Raw genomic sequence first — 20,266 nt, forward strand, 5'->3', positions numbered from 1 at the left:
GCCTCAGCCCGTGGTGGGACGCGGGGCGCGGGGGTGGATCCTCGCACGCTGCACCTGCGCGTGATGGGGTTCCTGCACGCCGGCCTCGGTGACGTGGAGGATGGTGCCGCGCACCGCGGTGGCCGTGGGCGAGGCGAGCCCGTGCGCCGCCGTGAGCACCGTCGCCCGGGTGCCGTCCGGGTAGATCACGTCGACGCGGTTCGCGGCGTTGACCGCGGCCAGCACCACGTCGGACCGGTCGGACCGGTCGGACCGGTCGCCGAGGAAGCTGAAATCGTCCATCGTCCATGCCGGCCGCGCCCCCGGCCACCTGGTGGAGGGTGCCGGGAGCGGCCCGAGGGCCTGGTCGGTGAGCCAGGGGAGCGCCTTCCCGCCTGCCGTGGGTACGGCCCGGATGGTGCCCTTGCGGCTGTCCGCGACGTAGAGGGTGCGCCCGCCGGGTTCGACGGCCAGTCCGTTGGGCAGGCCGTCGGCCGGCAGTGCGGATGCGGCGGGCGGTGCGGCTGTCCGGGGCGAGCTTCCGGACGCCGGCGCGCGCGGGGTCGCTCGACCAGAGGGTGTAGTGGACCGTCCCGTCGGCGCCGCGGGTGTTGCCGGTGAAGGTGTCGCCCAGGACGCCGGTCACCAGCACCGTCCGGTGCCTGCCGGAGGCGCCGAGGCGCACCAGTTCCGGGGGGGCTTGCCGGCGAAGCTTCCCCGCATCGAGAGGGTCAGCGACCCGTCCGGTCGACGGTGATGTTCTCCGGCGCGTCACCGGTGGAGAAGTCGAACGCCGCCACGGTCCCCGGCGAGCGCCGTTGGGGGGGTGAGAAGGCCGATCATCGCATTTTTTCCGCACCGAGCCGGGGAGCGGCGTTCCGGGGTGCCGTACGGCCAGGCATGGTGCGACCCCGCGTGCTTGACGCGTCAAGCACTCTGTTAGGGTGAGGACGGCAGTCCGGAAGGCGCGCTCACGCTCTCCGGCGATGGTCCGTCCCGGCGGACCCGGCGCGTGACCGTGTCGCACGTCCACCGGAGGAAGGTCATGGCACCCGCAGGATTCGAGACGGCCGACGACACGGCACGGCGGGCGGGCAATCCGCTGCGGCGGCTCACGATCGACGAACTGCGGCGCCGCAAGGGCATCAAGTGGCGTCACCATCCGGCGGACGTCCTGCCGCTGTGGATCGCCGACATGGACGCGACCCCGGCCCCCGCGGTCGTGGACGCGGTGTCCCTGGCCTTCGAACGCGGGGACACCGGCTACCCGCCCTTCGACGCGACGATGGCGGAGGCCTGGGACCAATTCGCCGCCAAACGCTGGGGATGGCGCATGGCGACGGAGCGGACGATGGTCGTCCCCTCCGCCCTGACGGGCATCGCCGAGACGCTCAAGGTGACGACGGAGCCCGGGGACGTGGTCGTCGTCAACTCCCCGGGGTACGGGCTCCACCGGCACATCGCGGAGGGACTGGGCCGCCGCGTCGTGGAGGCCCCGCTGGGACCCGACCACCGCATCGACCTCGAGGCGCTGCGGGCCGCGTTCGGCCGGACGGCCGACGGCGGCCGCCCCACGGTCTTCCTGCTGTGCAGCCCCCACAACCCGACCGGGACGGTCCATACGGCGCAGGAACTGGCCGCGGTGGCGGGACTGGCGCGGCAGTCCGGGGTGCGGGTCGTCTCCAACGAGATCCACGCGCCGCTCGTCCCGGCCGGCGCGCACCATGTGCCGTACCTCTCGGTCCCCGGCACCGAGGACGCCGTCGCCGTCTACTCCGCCTCCAAGGGGTGGCACCTGTCGGGCTTCCGCGCCGGAATGCTCGCCTGGGCGCAGGAGGCGGACGACGTCCTGCGACGCATCCCCCTGAGCGTCGCCCATGAGCTGAGCGGCATCGGCGTCATCGCCCAGACCGCCGCCCTGCGGCTCGGCGGCGGCTGGCTGGACGCGCTGCTCGCCGGCCTCGACGACAACCGCCGCCTCCTCGGCGAACTGCTCGAGCGGCACCTTCCCGGCGTCCGGTACCGCCGGCCCGAGGGGACGTACCTGGCGTGGCTGGACTGCCGCGCCCTCGGCCTCGGCGACGATCCCGCGGCCGCCTTCCTGGAACGCGGCCGGGTCGCCCTCTCCCCGGGCCTGGAGTTCGGCACGGGCGGCGCGGGGCACGTACGCCTCAACTTCGCCACGTCGCCGGAGATCCTCACCGAAGCCGTCCGCCGGATGGGCACGCTGGCCTGATCCCGGCCGGCCCCGGGCCGCCGCCCGATCCTCGCCGTCTCCGTGACGACGCATGCCGTCCCGCGGGCCGGCACTGCTCTTCAAGGGGAACCACCTTGCTCAACACCACTGCCATACACGCCGGTTCGATGTTCGACGGGTTCACCCGCTCAGGACCTGCCACGGTCCATGTCAGAGGTGACCGCATCCTCCGCGTGGACCGCACCGGCGCGCTGCCGACCGACGGCACCCCGGTCGTCGACCTCGGCCCGCGGACATGCCTGCTGCCCGGCCTCATCGACACCCACACCCACCTCGCGTTCGACGCGAGCCCCGACCCGGTGACCTCCCTGACCGCGACCGGCGACCCGGACCTGCTGGCGCAGATGCGGGCCGCGGCCCAGGCGGCGCTCCGGGCCGGCATCACCACCGTCCGCGACCTCGGTGACCGCGACTACCTCTCGCTGACCCTCGTCGAGGAGTTCGCCCGGGCCCCGGAGCACGGGCCGGAGATCCTCGCCGCAGGCCCCCCGCTCACCACGCCCGGCGGGCACTGCCACTTCTTCGGCGGCGAGACCGAGGGCACCGAGGCACTGCGCGCCGCGGTGCGCGAGCGCCACGCCCGCGGCTGCGCCGTCATCAAGATCATGGCCAGTGGCGGCAACATGACGCCCGGTTCCGTGCCCCCGCACGTCTCCCAGTACGGCCCGGAGGACCTGCGCGCGGTCGTGCACGAGGCACACCGTCTCGGCCTGCCGGCGGCCGCCCACGCACACGGCGTCCAGGCCATCAGGGACGCCCTCGACGCGGGCGTCGACAGCCTGGAGCACGTCACCTTCCTCGGCGCCGACGGCGCCACGTACGACCCCGACCTCGCCGCGGCCATCGTGGACAGCGGCACGTTCGCCAGCCTCACCCTGGGCATGGTCCCCGGCGCGGCGTTCAACCCGCCCCCGGCCCTGGCCGCGCACGTCCGGACCATCCTGAACACCTTCGGCAACCTGCACGCCGCGGGCGCCGCCGTGGTCATCGGCTCGGACGCGGGCATCGGGCCCGACAAGCCCCACGACGTCCTCCCGCACGGCGTCGGCGCCCTCGTCCGCCTGGGCGTGGCCCCCGCCGACGCCCTGATCTCCGTGACCAGCCTGGCCGCCCGGCTGTGCCGTGTGGAGGGCCGCAAGGGACGGATCACCGCCGGTGCCGACGCCGACCTGCTGGCCGTCGACGGCGATCCCGTCAAGGACCCCGCAGCGCTCCTCGACGTGCGGGCCGTCTTCCGCGCCGGCATCCGGGTGCGCTGACCTCCGCCGGAGGGCGGCGCCCCGCGTGACGTCGGCGACCGGGCTGTCAGTGGTGGGCGGCCGTCCCCCCAATGGCGTATCCCCGCGTGCTGTGCTCATGATGGTCGCGTAGGGCCCGACCTTCAGCTCTGCCCCCGCCGGCGTGTACAGCCTGGAGGGCAGGCCATCTGCCCTTTGCCCACACGCCTCACCGCTGCGGGAGAACCCACGGCCCCTGGGTCGTGCGCGGCGTCGCCGGTGCGACAGCGTCCACTGCTTTCGTCTCGCCCTGGTCACGCGCACCGGTGGCCTGCGGCAACACCTCGACTTCCCTCGTACGAATCACTTCAGGTGGGTGAATCGTGGATACACCAACCAGGAAAACCGGCAGGTTCATCGCGCTCATCGCAGTGCTCGCTGCCGTCCTGCTGGTCTGCCCGAGCGCGAGCGCCGGAGCGTGGGGCGACAGCCGCGGGCAGGACACGGCGGTGGGAGAGTCTCCCTCCCCGTCGTCCTTCCCGCAGGCGAAACCTCCCCCCGGTTTCACGTCCAAGTACGCGGAAGTGAACGGCTTCCGCATGCACTACCTGCGAGGCGGCAAGGGTCCACCGGTCGTGCTGATCCACGGCTTCCCCCAGTCGTGGGCCGAGTGGCGGGACCAGATGGGCCCGCTGTCCAAGAACCACACCGTGATCGCGGTCGACCTTCGCGGCGCCGGCAACTCCGAGGTCACCAGGGGCGGTTACACGAAGGCACAGATGGCCAAGGACGTGCATGAGCTGCTGAAGCAGTTGAAGCTGAACAACGGTGTCCAGGTGGTCGGGCACGACGTCGGTCTGTGGGTCAGCTACGCCTACGCGGCCCAGTGGCCGAAGGAGGTGCGCCGCCTGGCCGTGATGGAGGCTCCCATCCCGGACGACAGCCTGTACCGCTTCCCGGCGCTGGAGGCCAACCCGAAGACCCCCTCGATGTGGCACTTCGGCCTGTTCCAGCTGCCGCTCGCCGAGCAGCTCATCTCCGGTCACGAGCGCGTCTTCGTCCAGGGCTTCATCGAGGAGCTCCTGGCCGACCAATCGGCGTTCTCGAAGGACGACTACGACTTCTACGCCCATTACCTGAAGGAGCCGGGCCGCACGGTGGCCTGGATGAAGATGTACCGCGAGCTCCGCGGGGACGTGGACCAGAACAAGAAGTTCCTGGCGGAAGGCAAGCTGCGGATGCCGGTCCTGGCGATCGGCGGCCAGGCGTCGTTCAGCGGCAAGATCGCCGACCAGTGGCGTGACTACGCCGTGAACGTCGAGGGCCGGGTCATCAAGGGGTCGGGTCACTGGGTGACCGAGGAGAAGCCCCAGGAAGTGACGAACCTGCTGCAGTCCTTCCTGCAGAAGTAGGTTCCGCCGCGAACGGCGGTCCTCGCGGCAACCGTGACGGTGCGCACGGCACCTCAGGCGCCGCCGCTCTGCCGCTCGGCCGGCTGCGGAGCCGGTGCGGAGGGCAGCAGTTCGCGGCGCGCCAGGGCGACCAGGGTCCGCAGGGCGATGCCGCCGATGAACACGGTGATGGCGGCGAGGAACACGTAGGTGTACGTCCCGGCCCCGGGCGGACGCTGGCGCTCCACCCAGTGGATCGCGACGGCGGCGACCGCGGCCCAGCTGAAGGTGAACGCCCATGTGCTGGGCATGAAGGGGAGCTTCAGGTAGGCGGGGAGCAACCGCAGCTGGGCCAGCACCATCAGCAGTCCGTAACCGCCGAGGAAGGCCGCTACCCCGTCGATGGACTCGGTGAACAGCGCGAAGTAGGCGGTGCTGGCCACGGCCGCGGGGGCGACCTCGATCGCCAGGGTCGGCAGCAGCGGCGGGGGCGGCAGGGGGCGGAAGAACAACCGTCCCATGATCACCGAGCCGAGGATCATCCAGCAGACCACGCCGAGACCGAACATCACCTGACCCAGCCGCTGCTGCCCAACTGCCCGGGCCGACGCCGCGGCCAGCAGACCACCGGCGACCGTGGGCAGGAAGTAGCCGGGATGGAAGGTGTCGACGTCGATCCGCCCGTAGATCCACTGACCGGTGAACCAGGCGCCGAGCAGCACGGTGAGGACGAGGAACACGTCCACCAGCAGCCGCCCGGCCGTGGGCGCCCGGCCGTAGAGGCCGTTCGCGGCGATCACCATGGGGACGATCACGCACAGCGACGCGAAGGGTCCGGCCGCGGCGTCGGTCAGGTCCCGCGCCAGGGACCGTGCCCGCACCGCGTGATGGAGATAGACGGCCGTCACCAGCAACCACACGGCGGCCGCCAGGACCAGCAGCGCATCCCCGACGCCCCGTGGCACGCGACCGGCCCCGGCGGCGGTCAGCCAGGCGTCCGCCAGGCCGACGAGACCGAAGGGCATGCCGAAGAAGTTCAGGGGAATCGGTCGATTTTTCATGGTATGGGAAACTGTCCCACTATTTCCCTCACCGGTCCGTGCGGCGCATGACCGGACGGGCCCCGCCCCTCACGCTCCACGGCCTCCAGGTACAGCTCCACGAACAGGGCGCCGTCGACCCCGAGCGCCACGTCCACCAGCGGACGCTCGCTGGCCCCCTCGTGGATCTCGGACTCGCCGACGCGCAGGCGGCGGTCGACGACGGTCCGGCCCCTGCCGGGTCCCGGGCCGAGCGAGACCTCGACGGGCAGACGGCGCATGGTCAGCCCCCGCGGTTCGTCGCTCTGGGGCGCGGCTACTCGTCGCGGGCCCTGAGCCGGGCGCCTTGGGGACCGCGCACCGGTTGCGCAGGGGCGGGGGCCTTCGCGCCGTGCCGGAGTTCGTCCTCCACCGTCCGGTCCCGGCCGGCCAGCACGCCCGCGGCGATCTGCGGCACGAGCAGCAGGAGCATCGCGGCGACGGGCAGGTCCCACCCGCCGGTGTGCTGGTAGAGGGCTCCGATGAGGATCGGCGCGGGGACGGAGAGCAGGTAACCGGTGCACTGCACGAAGGCGGAGAGCCGTACGACGCCGGGGCCGGTGCGCGCGCGCATCCCGATCATGGTGAGGGCCAGTGAGAAGGCGCAGTTGGAGACCCCGATGAGCACGGTCCACACCCACGGCGCGGCACCGGGCGCCGCCCACAGCCCCGTGTAGCCGACGACCCCGAACAGGCCCAGGACGACGACGAGAGGTCCCTGACCGGGCAGCCGTCCGCCGATCGCGGGCAGGACGAAGGACATGGGTACGCCCACCGCCATCGACACCCCGAGCATCAGGCCGGCGGCGGAGGCCGGCACACCCGCGTCGCGGAGGATCTGCGGCAGCCAGCCCATGGCGACGAAGGCGGCGGCCGACTGGAGGCCGAAGTAGACGGTGAGCGCCCAGGCCGTCGGACTGCCCGTGATGCGGCCCGTCGGCGTGGCCGGAGTCCCGGCGAACGCACCGGCGGCGGCCGAGGCGTGCCGGGACCGGTCCCGTACCAGGGGCAGCCAGGGCAGCACGGCGACGGCGCCGACCGCGCCCCAGGCGGCCAGACCGAGCCTCCAGTCGCCGCCCAGGGCGCCGGTCACCGGGACGCTGAGCGCGGCGGCCAGGGCCGTACCGCAGGAGAGGGCCATCGCGTACAGGCCGGTCATGGTGCCGACGCGGCGCGGGAACCAGCGTTTGACGACGACGGGCATCAGGACGTTGCCGACGGCTATGCCGCTCAGGGCGAGCGCGCCGGCGGCGAGGAACGGCACGGTGTGCCCGGTGAAGGGGCGCAGGAAAAGGCCGGTGGCGACCAGTGCCATGCCCGTGCAGATCACGGCCGCCGGACCGTACCGGCGCGACAACCGGGGCGCCGCGGCGCCGAACACGGCGAACGACAGGGCCGGCAGGGAGATGAGCAGGCCCGCCACCGTGCCGCTCATGCCGAGGGAGGTACGGACCTCCTCCAGCAGGGGGCCGAGGCTGGTGATCGCGGGCCTGAGGCTGAACGCCGATACGAACAAAGCGCCGCCGACGAGCAGTTGGACACGCCGCGGGCCGGGCGTGGCGGGCGCGGCGGGTGCGGCGGTGGCCGCCGCGGTGACGCGGGTGCGGCGCGCCCGGACCCGCAACCGGTAGAGCCCGGCCCCGAGTGCCGCCCCGATGATGGGCCCGACCAGGTAGATCGCGAGGTCGGTGGTCTGCCCGGAGAAGACCGCAGGACCGAACTGGCGGGCCGGGTTGACCGAGCCCCCGCTGAGCGGGCCGAGGGTGGCGATCACCACCCCCACGGACAGCCCGATGACGGGCGCCAGACCGCGGATGAACCGGGGGCGGGCGACGAAGAACGCGACGACGAGGGTCAGTGCCAGCATTCCCCCGACCTCTCCGAGGAGGACCGGCACGGGCTGCCAGGTCGGGGCGGGCCGGATCGCGGCGTGCGAGACCGACGGGAGCGCCACCGCCGGACCCCAGGCGAGGCGAGCCAGGCCCGTACCGGCGGCGGAACCGGCGAGCTGGGCCAGCACGTACGGCAGGACGTGCCGTCCGGGGAAGGCGCCCATCAGCCACAGGCCCACGGTGACGGCGGGGTTGGTGTGGCCGCCGCTGCGCCGTCCGGGAGGGCTGAGGATCAGGCCGGTGAGGATGGCCCCGCTGACGGCGCCGATCACGACGAGGGCGATGCGCAGGTCGGCGATGTAGAGGGACGATTGCGGGTCACGCAGCCATCGCACGACCGTCACCGCGAGGAACAGCAGGAAGGTCGTGAGGACGAACTCGTCGGCGGCACGGGCCAGGGCCGGTCGGCGTGGCGGAGGGGAAGCGGTACCCACGTGGATCTCCTGGTCGGGGTGGTCGCCGGCGGGGCACCCCTGACGTCTGCTGCCGGGGGAGGAGCCACGAGCGGGGGAAGCGGCCGGGGGACGCGTCGGCCGCCGGGCCGGCCCGGCCGGGCAGGGACCCGGCCGGACGGGCGTGTCAGGCGTTCGGCGTGTAGTGGCCGGGGACCATGCGGGTCGAGACGCCGATGCGGTTGAAGGCGTTGATCGCCACGATCGCGGCGATGAGGTGGGCGAGTTCGGTCGCGTCGAACTGCGCGGCGGTCCTGGCGTACACCTCGTCCGGGACGAATCCGTCCGTCACGACGGTGATCGCCTCGGTGAGCTCGATGGCCGCGATCTCCCGTGCCGTGTAGAAGTGCCTCGCCTCCGTCCAGGCGCCGAGCTGGATCACGCGCTCCGCGGACTCGCCGGCGGCCATGGCGTCCTTGCTGTGCATGTCCAGGCAGAAGGCGCAGTGGTTGATCTGCGACGCGCGGACCTTCACCAGGTGCAGCAGGGCGGCGTCGACACCGCGGCCCGCGGCCGAGTCCAGTCGGACCAGCGCCTTGAAGGCCTCAGGGGCGAGCTTCGCCCAGTCCATGCGTGCCGTGTGCTCCGGAAGTCGGGTGGTGTGCTCATGTGCTTCGTTCATCGTCATGCCGGCAACGCTACGGATCGGGTGGTACTGGAGTATGGTCCAATTACATGAGGGATTCCCGGACCAATTCCGCCGCCGAACCGCCTGCGTCCGCGATCGGCGCCGACCTGCATCTGGAACTGCGCGGGACCAAGCTGCGCACCGGGCTCACCGACGCGCTGCGGGAAGCCGTACGCACGGGGCGCCTCGCGCCCGGTACCCGGCTGCCGCCGTCCCGCTCGCTCGCCGCGGACCTGGGCGTCTCCCGCAACACCGTCGTCGAGGCGTACGCGGAGCTGGTCGCCGAGGGCTGGCTCACCGCCCAGCAGGGCTCCGGCACCCGGGTGGCACCCAGGGCCGAGCCGCACAGCCCTCCGACCGGCGCTCCCCGCGCCAGGCCCGTCCGGACCCGCCCCAGGTACGCCATGCAGCCGGGTTCGCCGGACCTCGCGAGGTTCCCCCGCACCCAGTGGCTCGCCGCCGCACGCCGCGCCCTGACCGCCGCGCCGAACGACGCCCTGGGCTACGGCGACCCCCGCGGCCGTCCGGAGCTGCGCGCCGCGCTCGCGGACTACCTGGCACGGGCCCGCGGGGTGTACGCCGAGCCGGAGCGGATCGTCGTCTGCTCCGGCTTCCACCACGGACTGGCACTGATGGCCCAGGTCCTCAGGGTCCGCAAGGCGCGAGCGGTCGCCGTCGAGGCGTACGGCCTGGACCTCTACCGCGACCTGCTGACCAACGCCGGCCTGCGGACCCCGCCCCTGTACGTCGACGAGCACGGCGCACGCACCGACGACCTGGCCCGCCTGCGGGGAGTGGGAGCGGTACTGATGACCCCGGCGCACCAGTACCCGACGGGAGTCGCCCTGTGCCCGGAGCGGCGCACCGCGGCCGTCGCCTGGGCGCGGGACACGGGCGGCCTGATCCTGGAGGACGACTACGACGGGGAGTTCCGGTACGACCGCCAGCCCGTGGGCGCCCTGCAGGGCCTCGACCCCCAGCGCGTGGTGTACTTCGGCTCGGCGAGCAAGTCACTCGCCCCGGGGGTACGGCTCGGCTGGATGGTGCTCCCGGACGAGCTGGTCCCCGAGGTCGTGGAGGCCAAGGGGTACGGCGACTACATGTCCAGCACCCTGGAGCAGCTCACGCTGGCCGAGTTCATCACCTCGGGCGCCTACGACCGGCATGTGCGGTCGATGCGACAGCGCTACCGGCGCCGCCGTGACCAACTGGTCGCAGCCCTGGCGGAGCGGGCGCCCGGCGTCCGGGCGGCCGGCATGGAGGCGGGGCTTCAGGTCGTCCTCGAACTCCCCGCGGGGACGGAGAACTCGGTCGTCCAGGCGGCGGCCCGGGAGGGTCTCGTGGTGAGCGGGCTCCGGGAATTCGGCCACGAAGCGCAGGACTCCGGCTGGCAGCTGCCCGAGCGCGACGCCTTGGTGGTCAACTACGCGGCCCCCTCGGACAGCGCGTGGAAGGGCGCACTCGACACCCTGTGCGGCGTGCTGCCCCAGGTCCTCAGTTGAGGGGGCGCCCCACGAGGGGGACCTGCCGGGCGGCCCCAAGGGAGGCCTCCAGCTCCGCGAACGCGGCGGCACCGGTGTCGGCGACGAGGAGCAGTTCCGCCAGGGGCACCGGCAGGAACCCCTCCTCGTCCATCCGCCGGAGCTGGAGGACCAACCCGTCGTAGAAGCCCGCCGTGTTCAGCAGCACGACGGGCTTGGCGTGCAGACCGTGCTTCCTCAGTTCCAGGACCTCGGTCGCCTCGTCCAGGGTTCCCAAGCCGCCGGCCATCACCACGACCGCGTCGGACGTGGCGAGCAGCTGGGCCTTCCGCGAGGCGAGGTCCTCGGCGAAGACCATCGCGTCGGCGTCCTGCCTGGCCCACTCCCGTAGGAAGCCGACCGATACCCCGGCGAGCCGCCCGCCCGACTCCCGTACGGCGTCGGCGACGACCTTCATCAGCCCGGTGTCCGACCCGCCCCACACCAGGGTGTGGCCCCCTGCGCCGACGAGTTCCCCGAATGCGCGGGCCGGCCGCGTGTAGCGCTCATCGAGGTCGGCGGCGGAGAGGAAGACACAGATCTTCATGGGCGCGGGCGCTGCAGCGGTCATGGCCCGAACGTACGTGGGCCTGCACCCTCACACGCGGACCATTCCCCGCGCGGAACACGGGACCAATTCCGTCGCCCGCGACCCGTGGCGGGCCGCGACCTGTGGCGGCCCGCCGGCCCGCGTCAGGCCATCTGCGCCGCGAAGCCGGAGCGCCACGAGGGATACCCGGGTCGCCACCCGCGCGACCGGGCCAGCCCGTTGGACGCACCCCGCGCCCAGTCCAGGCGACCGGGTACGGGCCCGGGGGCCGGAACGCCCAAGGCGCGGGCCAGCGCCGGCAGCCACTCGCGGGCCTGCGCGGGTTCGTCGTCGACGATGTTGACGGGACCCGAGGGCCAGGCGAGCGCGGCGACGGCGGCCCGGGCGGCGTCGGCGACGTGGAGGAACGACATCACCGAAAGGTCCGCCTCGGTGCTCCCGAGGAACCGGGCGGACGGATCCCCGGCCAGCGCCGCGGCGACGGGCCCTCCGGGTGCGTACCAGGTGCCCGGGCCGTACAGGATGCCGTACCGCAGCTGCACCGCCGTCTCCACTTCGGCGGCCTTCTCCTCCAGCGCCCGGACGCCCTCCACCATCCCCCCGCGCGGCGGTGCCGCCCCGACGTCCAGCGGTGTGCTCTCGTCGGCCGGCCCCTCCCCGGGCGCGTACGCCCATGAGATGGACTGGGCGACGATCCTGGTCACGCCGGCGGACACCGCCGCGTCCACCAGGTTGCCCGTCCCCTCGCGCCGCAGCCGGTTGGTCGCCTCCCCGTCCGCGTCCGACAGGTCGGTGAGCTGATGGATCACCGCGTCCGGCGCGGCGCTCGCCAGGACCCGGTGCAGCGCCTCCCGGTCGAACACGTCCGCCTGGACGGCTGTCGCCCCCTGCTGCCGAATGCGCTCGACACCCGCCGAGCCACGCGAGATTCCCGTGACGTGGTGGCCCTCGGCCAGCAGCAGCGGAACGAGCTGACGGCCGACAGCGCCGGTGGCACCGGCAACGAAGACATGCATGGTCCACTCTCCTGTGATCAGACGGAACCGTCCCATCGGGGCGGACGGTCCCTGGTCGTACCTGCAACGCTAGGCGGTGAGTGGTACCGGAGCCGGATCCATTTCGCGGATGTGTCGGCGGACCAATTCGGCGGTGCCTCATTGGGGCCTCCACGCGGTGCGAGAGCGGCGTCCCCGGCCGGGCATTCTGAAAGGATCGGAGCATGACCGGCAACCCCCACCCCGCCACCGCATTCCACCGGCCATTCGCGGCACCGGTCCGGCTCGACCTCGCCGATCCCGGCACCCTGCGTCAGCTGTGGGACCTTCAGCGGATCTCCTACGCCGTGGAAGCCCGTCTCATCGGGTTCGACGGCATCCCGCCCCTGCACGAGTCCCTTGACCAACTGCGCACGTGCGACGAGTCCTTCCTCGGGGTCCGCGACGGGTCGAGGCTCGTCGGAGCGGTCGCCTGGACCCGCTTGCCGAACGGTGCTCTGGACATCTGCCGCCTCGTGGTCCATCCCGACGCGCATCGCCTCGGCGTCGCAACGGCACTACTCGGCGCACTGGATTCGGTCGAGCCCGCGGAGCTGACCGTCGTCTCCACGGCGACCGCCAACCTGCCTGCGCTCGCGCTCTACCGTCGGCGCGGATTCACACCTGTCGGTGAGCGCCATGTCGCGCCCGGCGTCACGGTCACCCTGCTGGAACGCAAGCAGTCATCGGCATGACCGGGTTGGCGCGTAGGGCTCTTCGGGACGGAGAGCCGCCTTCTGGCACCAGCCTGTTCAGACCGGGACTTCGAAGACGAGCTCGAGGCCGTCCACCTCGTCCCACTGCTCTCCGACCTCCACGAAGCCGAAGCCGGAAATCGTGGCCAGGGATGCGGTGTTCTCGGGACTGATCGTCACCCGCGCGGTCTTGACTCCGGATTCGGCGGCGGCGCGACGCAGCAACTCGGTCAACATCGTCCTGGCGTACCCCTGGCGACGGTGGCCGGGGGCCACCGAATAGCCGATCTCCACCATGCCCGCCCCATCGGGCGGTCCGTGGAACCCGGCGTACCCCACGACGACGCCTTCGGGCTCGGCCACCACGGCTCGGGTGAGCCACCCCGCGCTGCCCGCGTCCGAGGCCAGCTGGTTGACCCGGTACCGCCAAACCCACTTCGCCTGGTCGGTGAGGAAGTAGTCCGTGAACTCGACCCCTGCTTCGGCACTGGCCCGGGCGAGGTCGTCGTCCAGCAAGGCGGTCATGGCCGTGCTCGTGAGATCGACGAATCTCACTGACCTCAGGCCGCTCGGGGCCGGGGACGGGCGGGCGGGTTCATCTGTCACAGCGCTGGATGATCGCGGAGCGCCCTGGAGCGTGTCCATCGGTTTTCGGAGTGGTCGACGCCCTACCGGCTCAAGGCACTCACCCGACCGAGCCCCCGGGGACCGAAGCCGTCAGACGTCGAGCGCCCAGCGGACGTACCGCTCCTTGGGCGCGAACCCGGCCTTCTCGTAGATCCCGAACGCCCCACTGGGATTGGTCGAGTCCACGCTCAGGCTGGCCTTCCCGTAGCCCTGGTCGGCGGCGCTGCGCAGCGCGTGCCGGATCAGGCCGCCGGCGACGCCGCGCTTGCGGTAGTCGCGGAGCGTCCCGATGAGCATGAAGTGTGCCTCGCGCACGCCGGTGGCCACCGTGTCGGCCTCCCACGACATGGTCACCAGCATGCCCGCCGGGGCCCCGTTCGCGGCGTCCCGGAGCAGGAAGCTCACCTCGGGCCGGAAGGTGTGATTGGTGATCTTGTTCCTCCAGGCGTCCACGGGCACCGGCACGGTACCCCAATGGTCCTTGAACGCCTCGTTCCGGATCATCCGGAACTCCTCGTCGTTCTGCTCCGACCACGGCTCGATCCGCAGCCCGTCGGGGATCACCGCGTCCGGGATCGCGTCACCGAGCGGATGCTCCATGAAGTGGTAGTAGCGGGCGGGTGCGAAACCCTGGGAGCGGAAGAGCTCGGCCGCACCGGCGATGCGCTCGCAGTTCTGGACCTGGACCTCGAGCTTCAGGGTCGGCTGGTGCAGTGCGTGCAACGCCTTCGCGCCCGCTATCCCGGCCTTCAGCAGCACGGTGCCTACACCCTGGCGACGGTAGTGCGGGTGCACGCCGCCGTCGACCATGATCCGGTGCACGTCCTCGGCGGTCGGCTTGTAGGTGGCCTTCATGTAGCCGACCATCACGTCGCCGTCGAAGGCGGCGAGGCTCGCGCGCTCCAAGTCCGCGTAGGGATCCACCAGTTCCTGGAGGGTGTCCGCCTCCTCGTAGTTCTCGCCGATCTTGTCCTCGGCCTCCATGGCGTTGAGGAGGTCGGCCGACGTCTTCGCGTCGCCTGTGGTGAGCGGTCGCCACGTCAGGGTGGTGGATTCTGCGTTCATGGGGGCGACGGTACGGACTCCGGCCGGAGGCTGTCGCGTTGTTTTCGCGACGCCGGCGGGGGTGGATGCGACGGGGGCTCAAGGCCTCCGGCGGCCCTGGCTCAGCCCACCGGTACACACCCGGGTTGCTGTTGAAGCCATGTTCTTGCCGCGGCTTCGGCCTGGCCGGGCCGGGTCGGTTGGTCAGGTGCCAGCGGGGAGTCGGGGTTGTGGCGGTGACCGGTGCGGTCGGCCTCGGCGACGCTGGCGATCACCAGTTGGGCGTCGTCGCTCAGCGCGAGCCCGAGGGTGTTCCGTAGGTGGGGGAGCCGAAGGACCGGGCGTGCGGGCGTCCGCGGATCATGGGGTCCATGCTGCCGCCGTTGTTTCCGTGCAGGTCGACGATCCACCCGCACACGCCGGTGCGGTCCAGCCTGCGCACCGCGGCCCGACCGGCCTCGACGGTCCGCCGAGGAGGATCCGAGTCTCTCGGGCAGGGTGAGAAGTCCCAGCCGGCGCGATACGATGCGGCCGGTTGGAACGGGTATCTCGGCGGGCGGGACCGCCTGTTTCGCGCTCACCGTCTCCGGAGGATCCGGTATCGCCTGCGGTGAGCAGGGCGGCGCACAGGAGCAGATACCCGGCGGTCCGGACCCGGACCGTCGCCGTGCAGGTCGCTGACGTCGTCCCCCATCACAGCACCCCGCTTTCGACGTGTGCGCCAGATGATCTCACCGTCCCCGGACAGCGGCAAGCGATCAGCCGACGCCACTTCCGACGCCACTTCCGGCGTCGCACCCCGGGGCACGTCCCGCCCCCGTGACGGCCGGACGCCGGCTTGCCGCCGGACGTCCACCGCCGGTCCGGCGGCGCGGCAGGATGGGCACCATGGTGGAGATCAGCTTCCTGACCGAGTCCGACCGCGCCTGCTGGGAAGTGCTGGCCCGCGGCAAGGACACGTACTTCGACGTCGAACGCCACGACGACAGCTACGAACGGACCTGGCGACGCCTGCTCGACGACGAGCGGATACGCGGGATCGCCGCCCGGCTGGACGGCAGGATGGTCGGCATCGCGCACTACCTGTTCCACGCCAGCGTCTGGTACGCAGGGAAGTGCTACCTGGCGGACCTGTTCGTGGACGCGGAGGTCCGGCGGCAGGGTGTCGCGACCGCGCTGATCGAATGGGTCGCACGCGACGCGGAGGAACACGGCGCCCCTGGCCTCTACTGGAACACCCTGGAAGACGCCCCGGCTCGCGCGCTGTACGACAAGGTGGGCAGGTTCCACGAGGGCTTCATCCTCTACACCTACCGGCGTGACACGCGTGCGTAGGCACTCGGCCGGTTCTTCCGGGTTCGGGGAACCGCCACAGCGTTCCGCAACGGTGCGTGGCGCCGCCCACCCTCCGTCCCCGCCCTTGCTTCACCTATCGAGATTCGATAGGTTTCCATCGTAACTCGATGGAAGGGTAGGTCATGGGAAAGCTGACCGTGCGTGCGCTGCGCGCCGTGCTGGTGGTGGTGTTTGCCGGCACCGTGTTCGTACAGGCGGGGATGGTGTGGGCGTTGGTGTCGGGCAACGACCCGGAGGACGGGTCGCTCCCGCTGACCCCGCTGCGCCTGATCACGATCCTGGGGATGCTGTCGGCCCAGGTTGCCCTGGTCTGCGTCTGGCGGCTTGTGGGGATGGTGCAACGCGGAACCGTGTTCTCCCACGCCGCCTTCCGGTACGTGGACGTCATGATCGGCGCGATCGTGGCGGCCGCCCTCGTGTGGTTCGCGGTCACGGCCATCAATGCTCCGGGCCAGCGGGAGGACCCGGGCGTCACCGTCATCATGGGCGGGGTCGGCGTGGCCATCCTGGGGGTCGCGCTGATGGTGCTCGTGCTGCGGATGCTGCTCGCCCAGGCCGTCGCGCGCGACGTCGAGGCGACGCAGATGCGGGCCGAGTTGGACGAGGTGATCTGATGCCGATCTCCGTCGACATCGACGTGATGCTGGCCAGGCGGAAGATGTCCGTGGGCGAGCTCGCGGACCGCGTGGGGATCACGCCCGCCAACCTCGCCGTGCTCAAGAACGGCCGTGCCAAGGCGGTGCGCTTCGCGACGCTCGCCGCGCTCTGCGAGGTGCTGGAGTGCCAGCCGGGCGACCTGCTGCGTTGGGAGGCCGAGGACGCCGCGGGCGCATGAAGTGCCCCGGGCCGGGCGTGAGAACGCCCGGCACCACCGGCCCGTGACACGGCACGTGGAGCACGCGCGACCCGCGTACGTGACCTCCCGACGGCGAACCCCCGTCCTTCCCAGCCGGAAAGGCGGGGGTTCGCCGTCGGGCGGGAACGACGTCCCGACGTACCCGTCGGGTTACGGCCATGTCGAAGAGCCGCGCCACTGGGTCGACCACATGCGGACGTTGGTCCGGCTGCAGCAGGAGACCGGCGGATTCACCGAGTTCGTGCCGCTGCCCTTCGTGCACCAGAGCTCGCCCATCTACCTGGCCGGCATCGCCCGTCCGGGCCCGTCGCGCCGCGACAACCGTGCCGTCCACGCACTGGCACGGCTCCTCATGCACGGCCACATCGACAACATCGCCTGCTCCTGGGTGAAGCTCGGTCCGGAGAGTTGCGTCGACATGCTGCGCGGCGGAGCCAGCGACCTCGGCGGCACGCTGATGGAGGAGACCATCAGCCGCATGGCCGGATCGACCAACGGGTCGATGTGGACGATCGCCGGTATCAAGGACCTGGCGACCGCGGCGGGCAGGACCACCCGACAGCGCACCACCACCTACGACGACGTCACCGCCGAGCGCGCGCGGGCCGCGCTCGGGTTCGACACCGAGGTGCACCGCGCCCTGCCGTTGAGCGTCGGGTTCCTGCGATGAGACGGTCGGACTGGGTGATCGTCATCCCGCAGAAGGACCTGCGACTGGCCAAGAGCCGCCTCGAACTGGTCCCGCGGGACCGTCGGAGCGTCGCCCGCGCCCTGCTCCGCGACACCGTGACGGCCGCACGGGCGGCACCCGGGGTCGGCGAGGTCATCGTCGTACTCGACCGCCTCCAGGACTTCGACGCCGTCGACGACCTCGACGTGCGCCCCGTCCTGACCGACGGCCCCGGCCTCAACGAGGCCCTCCGGCAGGGCGAGCAGACGGCCCGGGCGATCCACCCCCGATGCGCCGTGGCCTCACTCCCCGCGGACCTTCCCTTCCTCGAACCGGCCGTCCTCGGGCGTGCCCTCGCATACGCCCGCACCCGCGACGGGGCGTTCGTCGCCGACGCGGAGTGCCGCGGCACCACCTTGCTCACGGCCGGCCCGGGGCAGGCCCTGCAACCGTCGTACGGCGCCGGATCGCGAGCGGCCCACCGCCGCTCCGGCGCCCACGAACTGACCGAACCCGACCTCGCGTCACTGCGGTTCGACGTCGACCACCTCGCCCATCTGCTGGCGGGCGACCGGGTCGTGACGGCGGCGTGCGACGTCACCGCCGCGGCGGACGTCCAGAGCGCCGTGGACCTGTGCGTCTCGACGTTCGGCAGGCTCGATGTGATGGTCAACAACGCAGGCATCACCCGTGACGCGACCATGCGGACGATGACCGAGGAGCAGTTCGAGCAGGTCGTCGCCGTACACCTCAAGGGCTGCTGGAACGGCACCCGACTGGCCGCCGCCGTCATGCGCGAACAGCGCTCCGGCGCGATCGTGAACCTCTCCTCCATCTCCGGCAAGGTCGGCTTCGTCGGCCAGACCAACTACTCGGCGGCGAAGGCCGGAATCATCGGGCTCACCAAGGCCGCGGCCAAGGAGACGGCCCACCACGGCGTGCGGGTGAACGCCGTCGCCCCGGGTCTGATCCGCTCGCCGATGACCGAGGCGATGCCGGCCCACATCCGGGACGCGAAACTCGCCGAGATCCCGATGCGACGCCCCGGCGAGGCGCCGGAGGTGGCCTCGGTGGCGCTCTTCCTCGCATCGGACCTCGCGTCGTACCTCACGGGGACGGTCATCGAGGTGACCGGCGGCCGTCACATGTGACCAGCCGCTGATCAAGTGATGTCAGGATTCACGGCCGCCCGCGCTTCGCCGGGGAGGGCAGGGACGAGGACCGAGGTGCAGCAATACACCGATGCAGAACGCCCCGCGATGGGGCAAAGTGGAACGGAGGGCCGAATGACCGGGACAGCGCCTCCGCGGGAAGGTACCTCGCGTCTCCGGATCGGAATGTGCTTCGGAAGGACATCCGCTGTACCGGTAATTGTCCCGCCAGTGGTTCGTTGTCGCGTGAGGAGCACCAGGTGGAAATCAGGAATACCGACACGGCGGTCGTTTTCATTGACCCACAGAACGACGTGCTGAGCGAGAGCGGAGCGAACTGGGACGCGGTGGGGGCGAGCGTCACGGAGAACAGAACCGTCGAGAACATGGAGAGAATCTTCGAGGCGGCCAAGGCGGGCGGATATGAGGTCTTCATCTCGCCCCATTACTTCTACCCGACCGACAACGGATGGCGAATGAACGGGCCGCTCGAGACGAGCGAGCTGGAAACCCACACGTTCGCACGGGCGGGACAGCTCGATCTGACCGGGTTCCGAAACTCCGGGGCGGACTGGCTGGACCGCTTCAAGCCTTATATCGAAGACGGCAGAACGGTGGTCGCCAGCCCGCACAAGGTGTTCGGTCCGGAATCCAACGACTTGGTGCTGCAACTGCGCAAGCGGGGAATGCAAAGGATTGTTCTCGGCGGGATGCTGGCGAACATGTGCGTCGAGTCCCACATGCGTCACCTCATCGAGGAGGGATTCGAGGTAGCCGTGGTCAGGGATGCGACAGCCGGACCCCGGCACCCGGAATGGGGCGACGGCTATCAGGCGGCGATCATCAACTACCGCTTCTTCGCCCATGCCTTGCTGTCGACTGACGAAGTACTCGACGGAATGCGCTGAAGAACTCGCAGCGGGGGAATGGCGCTCGCGTCCGCCCGATGATTACGTTTTCAACGGGCGCCGTCGACGGTCGCCGGTCCACTGCGCGAGGGTGCGGTGGTAACAGAGCTTGCGGACCATGGACGAGCGGACCCGGGTCGGTGCGAGAGGGGATTCTGTGGAGCTCCAACACGTCGTGGAGCTGGCCGGTCGAGCCGTTGACGCCGCGGGCGTAGCCGTCATCGTCGTGGGGACGCTCTTGGCGACCGTCCTCGCGGCCGTGCGGCTCGGTCGCCGACAGGCAGGCGTGTACCGCGACTACCGCCGTCGCGTCGGGCGGTCGATCCTGCTGGGGCTGGAGTTCCTCGTAGCCGGCGACATCATCCGCACGGTCGCCGTCGCACCGACGTACGCAAGCGTCGGAGTACTGGCCGTGATCGTGGGCATCCGGACCTTCCTCAGCTTTTCTCTCGAGCTCGAGATCACCGGGCGGTGGCCATGGCAGAAGGCAGTGGCCGAAGCCGACGACTGACCCCGCGTGGCGCCGGCGGCCGGCGGAGCGACGCTAGCCTGGAGAGGGCTATCGCCCCGCTTGATCGTGCTCGGCTCGGAACTGGTCGAGCAGGCTGAAGAACAGCTCGATCGCTGGTGTTCCGGTGGCCTCGGCCTCGCGCTCGATCTGCGTCGACCAGCCCAGCGAGCTTTCCTCGCCGTTGCGCTGGCAAAGCCACCGGCTGAAGGGCGGTTCCGCACCCGGGGTGCAGAAGGGGAAGTCTTCCTCGATGCCGTGGATGCCCATGGCCAGGCGATACCCGTACAGCGTCGAGTTGAGGTGCTGCAGGGAGCCCCCGCGGACGAACATGCTAGGGCGAAGGCGTACCTCGTCCAGAAAGTCGTAGACGTCCTGAAGTTCGTCGATGCGCCGTGGCCGACGGTTGTTCTGCTCAGCCTGTGTCATGCGGGCTCCTTCAACTGCCGGAT

The 20,266-nt window shown here is 71.3% G+C and carries 22 protein-coding genes and 2 pseudogenes; 12 read left to right on the forward strand and 12 right to left on the reverse strand.

What is annotated here, in order from left to right; all coding sequences use genetic code 11:
• Positions 1-3 precede the first annotated feature (3 nt).
• On the reverse strand, positions 4-282 hold the full coding sequence (locus ABZ312_RS20200; RefSeq protein ID WP_500326013.1) for a hypothetical protein: 279 nt from the start codon (positions 280-282) through the stop codon (positions 4-6).
• A 742-nt stretch (positions 283-1,024) separates the two neighbouring features.
• On the opposite strand from ABZ312_RS20200, the gene ABZ312_RS20205 reads away from it, so the two are divergent.
• From ABZ312_RS20205 to ABZ312_RS20215, 3 genes are all read left to right on the forward strand, one after another.
• Complete coding sequence (locus ABZ312_RS20205; protein ID WP_500326011.1) at positions 1,025-2,215, forward strand: MalY/PatB family protein; 1,191 nt, start codon at positions 1,025-1,027, stop codon at positions 2,213-2,215.
• Positions 2,216-2,409: 194 nt separating this feature from the next.
• Positions 2,410-3,495, forward strand: coding sequence for an amidohydrolase family protein (locus ABZ312_RS20210; RefSeq protein WP_500438384.1), 1,086 nt, complete (start codon positions 2,410-2,412; stop codon positions 3,493-3,495).
• 341 nt (positions 3,496-3,836) lie between these two features.
• On the forward strand, positions 3,837-4,865 hold the full coding sequence (locus ABZ312_RS20215) for an alpha/beta fold hydrolase (protein WP_500438386.1): 1,029 nt from the start codon (positions 3,837-3,839) through the stop codon (positions 4,863-4,865).
• A 53-nt stretch (positions 4,866-4,918) separates the two neighbouring features.
• Here ABZ312_RS20215 and ABZ312_RS20220 read toward each other — a convergent pair whose 3' ends face one another.
• The 5 genes and pseudogenes from ABZ312_RS20220 to ABZ312_RS20240 form a co-directional block, all read right to left on the reverse strand.
• Positions 4,919-5,905, reverse strand: a complete 987-nt coding sequence (locus ABZ312_RS20220) for an SLAC1 family transporter (protein WP_500438388.1) — start codon at positions 5,903-5,905, stop codon at positions 4,919-4,921.
• Positions 5,902-6,165: a hypothetical protein gene (locus ABZ312_RS20225; protein WP_500438390.1), complete on the reverse strand. Its 264-nt coding sequence runs from the start codon at positions 6,163-6,165 to the stop codon at positions 5,902-5,904. Before ABZ312_RS20225 ends, ABZ312_RS20220 begins: the two co-directional genes overlap by 4 nt.
• A 35-nt stretch (positions 6,166-6,200) precedes the next feature.
• Positions 6,201-7,547 (reverse strand): CynX/NimT family MFS transporter, encoded by a 1,347-nt coding sequence (locus ABZ312_RS20230; RefSeq protein WP_500357348.1) that lies wholly within the window; start codon positions 7,545-7,547, stop codon positions 6,201-6,203.
• 63 nt (positions 7,548-7,610) lie between these two features.
• Positions 7,611-8,249, reverse strand: a pseudogene (locus tag ABZ312_RS20235) (MIP/aquaporin family protein); the annotation flags it as partial.
• 145 nt (positions 8,250-8,394) lie between these two features.
• Positions 8,395-8,895 carry a carboxymuconolactone decarboxylase family protein gene (locus ABZ312_RS20240; protein ID WP_500326005.1) on the reverse strand — a complete coding sequence of 167 codons (501 nt, stop codon included), beginning with the start codon at positions 8,893-8,895 and terminating at the stop codon, positions 8,395-8,397.
• A 47-nt stretch (positions 8,896-8,942) separates the two neighbouring features.
• On the opposite strand from ABZ312_RS20240, the gene pdxR reads away from it, so the two are divergent.
• On the forward strand, positions 8,943-10,397 hold the full coding sequence (gene pdxR, locus ABZ312_RS20245) for a MocR-like pyridoxine biosynthesis transcription factor PdxR (protein ID WP_500326003.1): 1,455 nt from the start codon (positions 8,943-8,945) through the stop codon (positions 10,395-10,397).
• Here pdxR and ABZ312_RS20250 read toward each other — a convergent pair.
• Entirely contained in the window at positions 10,390-10,962 is a 573-nt protein-coding gene (locus ABZ312_RS20250; RefSeq protein ID WP_500326216.1) for an LOG family protein, read from the reverse strand. The genes pdxR and ABZ312_RS20250 overlap by 8 nt on opposite strands.
• 146 nt (positions 10,963-11,108) lie before the next feature.
• Positions 11,109-11,981, reverse strand: coding sequence for an NAD-dependent epimerase/dehydratase family protein (locus tag ABZ312_RS20255; RefSeq protein WP_500326001.1), 873 nt, complete (start codon positions 11,979-11,981; stop codon positions 11,109-11,111).
• A 203-nt stretch (positions 11,982-12,184) separates the two neighbouring features.
• On the opposite strand from ABZ312_RS20255, the gene ABZ312_RS20260 reads away from it, so the two are divergent.
• Positions 12,185-12,694, forward strand: a complete 510-nt coding sequence (locus tag ABZ312_RS20260; protein WP_500325999.1) for a GNAT family N-acetyltransferase — start codon at positions 12,185-12,187, stop codon at positions 12,692-12,694.
• A gap of 57 nt (positions 12,695-12,751) precedes the next feature.
• On the opposite strand, the gene ABZ312_RS20265 is transcribed toward ABZ312_RS20260, so the two are convergent.
• The 3 genes from ABZ312_RS20265 to ABZ312_RS20275 form a co-directional block, all read right to left on the reverse strand.
• Positions 12,752-13,219 carry a GNAT family N-acetyltransferase gene (locus ABZ312_RS20265; RefSeq protein ID WP_500325997.1) on the reverse strand — a complete coding sequence of 156 codons (468 nt, stop codon included), beginning with the start codon at positions 13,217-13,219 and terminating at the stop codon, positions 12,752-12,754.
• Between the two features lie 192 nt (positions 13,220-13,411).
• Positions 13,412-14,386, reverse strand: a complete 975-nt coding sequence (locus tag ABZ312_RS20270; protein ID WP_500325995.1) for a GNAT family N-acetyltransferase — start codon at positions 14,384-14,386, stop codon at positions 13,412-13,414.
• Positions 14,387-14,657: 271 nt separating this feature from the next.
• Positions 14,658-14,807 (reverse strand): hypothetical protein, encoded by a 150-nt coding sequence (locus ABZ312_RS20275; RefSeq protein ID WP_500438392.1) that lies wholly within the window; start codon positions 14,805-14,807, stop codon positions 14,658-14,660.
• 446 nt (positions 14,808-15,253) lie between these two features.
• Here ABZ312_RS20275 and ABZ312_RS20280 point away from each other — a divergent pair, with 446 nt between their 5' ends.
• From ABZ312_RS20280 to ABZ312_RS20310, 7 genes and pseudogenes are all read left to right on the forward strand, one after another.
• Positions 15,254-15,700 (forward strand): GNAT family N-acetyltransferase, encoded by a 447-nt coding sequence (locus ABZ312_RS20280; RefSeq protein ID WP_500358077.1) that lies wholly within the window; start codon positions 15,254-15,256, stop codon positions 15,698-15,700.
• Between the two features lie 143 nt (positions 15,701-15,843).
• Positions 15,844-16,335: a DUF2975 domain-containing protein gene (locus ABZ312_RS20285; protein WP_500325991.1), complete on the forward strand. Its 492-nt coding sequence runs from the start codon at positions 15,844-15,846 to the stop codon at positions 16,333-16,335.
• On the forward strand, positions 16,335-16,556 hold the full coding sequence (locus ABZ312_RS20290) for a helix-turn-helix domain-containing protein (RefSeq protein WP_499509914.1): 222 nt from the start codon (positions 16,335-16,337) through the stop codon (positions 16,554-16,556). The genes ABZ312_RS20285 and ABZ312_RS20290 overlap by 1 nt, the downstream gene beginning before the upstream one ends.
• A gap of 172 nt (positions 16,557-16,728) precedes the next feature.
• Positions 16,729-17,247: pseudogene (gene fbiC, locus ABZ312_RS20295) on the forward strand (7,8-didemethyl-8-hydroxy-5-deazariboflavin synthase); the annotation flags it as partial.
• The gene (gene fabG, locus ABZ312_RS20300) at positions 17,244-18,398 is read left to right on the forward strand and encodes a 3-oxoacyl-ACP reductase FabG (RefSeq protein WP_500358079.1); all 1,155 of its coding nucleotides are present in this window, start codon (positions 17,244-17,246) and stop codon (positions 18,396-18,398) included. The pseudogene fbiC and the gene fabG, both read left to right, overlap by 4 nt.
• A 260-nt stretch (positions 18,399-18,658) precedes the next feature.
• Positions 18,659-19,306 (forward strand): cysteine hydrolase family protein, encoded by a 648-nt coding sequence (locus ABZ312_RS20305; RefSeq protein WP_500325985.1) that lies wholly within the window; start codon positions 18,659-18,661, stop codon positions 19,304-19,306.
• A 118-nt stretch (positions 19,307-19,424) separates the two neighbouring features.
• Positions 19,425-19,817 (forward strand): DUF1622 domain-containing protein, encoded by a 393-nt coding sequence (locus ABZ312_RS20310; RefSeq protein ID WP_500325984.1) that lies wholly within the window; start codon positions 19,425-19,427, stop codon positions 19,815-19,817.
• A gap of 48 nt (positions 19,818-19,865) precedes the next feature.
• Here ABZ312_RS20310 and ABZ312_RS20315 read toward each other — a convergent pair whose 3' ends face one another.
• Positions 19,866-20,243: a hypothetical protein gene (locus ABZ312_RS20315; protein ID WP_500325983.1), complete on the reverse strand. Its 378-nt coding sequence runs from the start codon at positions 20,241-20,243 to the stop codon at positions 19,866-19,868.
• Positions 20,244-20,266: the final 23 nt, after the last annotated feature.

Origin of the sequence: Streptomyces sp. NPDC006207 (assembly GCF_040613835.1) — a bacterium.
Lineage (GTDB): Bacteria > Actinomycetota > Actinomycetes > Streptomycetales > Streptomycetaceae > Actinacidiphila.

Bases quoted from the DNA above. Each gene is read 5' to 3' on its own strand.
- ABZ312_RS20200 (WP_500326013.1), bottom strand. From the start codon at position 282: ATGGACGATTTCAGCTTCCTCGGCGACCGGTCCGACCGGTCCGACCGG.
- ABZ312_RS20205 (WP_500326011.1), top strand. From the start codon at position 1,025: ATGGCACCCGCAGGATTCGAGACGGCCGACGACACGGCACGGCGGGCG.
- ABZ312_RS20220 (WP_500438388.1), bottom strand. From the start codon at position 5,905: ATGAAAAATCGACCGATTCCCCTGAACTTCTTCGGCATGCCCTTCGGT.
- ABZ312_RS20225 (WP_500438390.1), bottom strand. From the start codon at position 6,165: ATGCGCCGTCTGCCCGTCGAGGTCTCGCTCGGCCCGGGACCCGGCAGG.
- ABZ312_RS20240 (WP_500326005.1), bottom strand. From the start codon at position 8,895: ATGACGATGAACGAAGCACATGAGCACACCACCCGACTTCCGGAGCAC.
- pdxR (WP_500326003.1), top strand. From the start codon at position 8,943: ATGAGGGATTCCCGGACCAATTCCGCCGCCGAACCGCCTGCGTCCGCG.
- ABZ312_RS20250 (WP_500326216.1), bottom strand. From the start codon at position 10,962: ATGAAGATCTGTGTCTTCCTCTCCGCCGCCGACCTCGATGAGCGCTAC.
- ABZ312_RS20255 (WP_500326001.1), bottom strand. From the start codon at position 11,981: ATGCATGTCTTCGTTGCCGGTGCCACCGGCGCTGTCGGCCGTCAGCTC.
- ABZ312_RS20260 (WP_500325999.1), top strand. From the start codon at position 12,185: ATGACCGGCAACCCCCACCCCGCCACCGCATTCCACCGGCCATTCGCG.
- ABZ312_RS20265 (WP_500325997.1), bottom strand. From the start codon at position 13,219: ATGACCGCCTTGCTGGACGACGACCTCGCCCGGGCCAGTGCCGAAGCA.
- ABZ312_RS20270 (WP_500325995.1), bottom strand. From the start codon at position 14,386: ATGAACGCAGAATCCACCACCCTGACGTGGCGACCGCTCACCACAGGC.
- ABZ312_RS20280 (WP_500358077.1), top strand. From the start codon at position 15,254: ATGGTGGAGATCAGCTTCCTGACCGAGTCCGACCGCGCCTGCTGGGAA.
- ABZ312_RS20285 (WP_500325991.1), top strand. From the start codon at position 15,844: ATGGGAAAGCTGACCGTGCGTGCGCTGCGCGCCGTGCTGGTGGTGGTG.
- ABZ312_RS20290 (WP_499509914.1), top strand. From the start codon at position 16,335: ATGCCGATCTCCGTCGACATCGACGTGATGCTGGCCAGGCGGAAGATG.
- fabG (WP_500358079.1), top strand. From the start codon at position 17,244: ATGAGACGGTCGGACTGGGTGATCGTCATCCCGCAGAAGGACCTGCGA.
- ABZ312_RS20310 (WP_500325984.1), top strand. From the start codon at position 19,425: ATGGACGAGCGGACCCGGGTCGGTGCGAGAGGGGATTCTGTGGAGCTC.
- ABZ312_RS20315 (WP_500325983.1), bottom strand. From the start codon at position 20,243: ATGACACAGGCTGAGCAGAACAACCGTCGGCCACGGCGCATCGACGAA.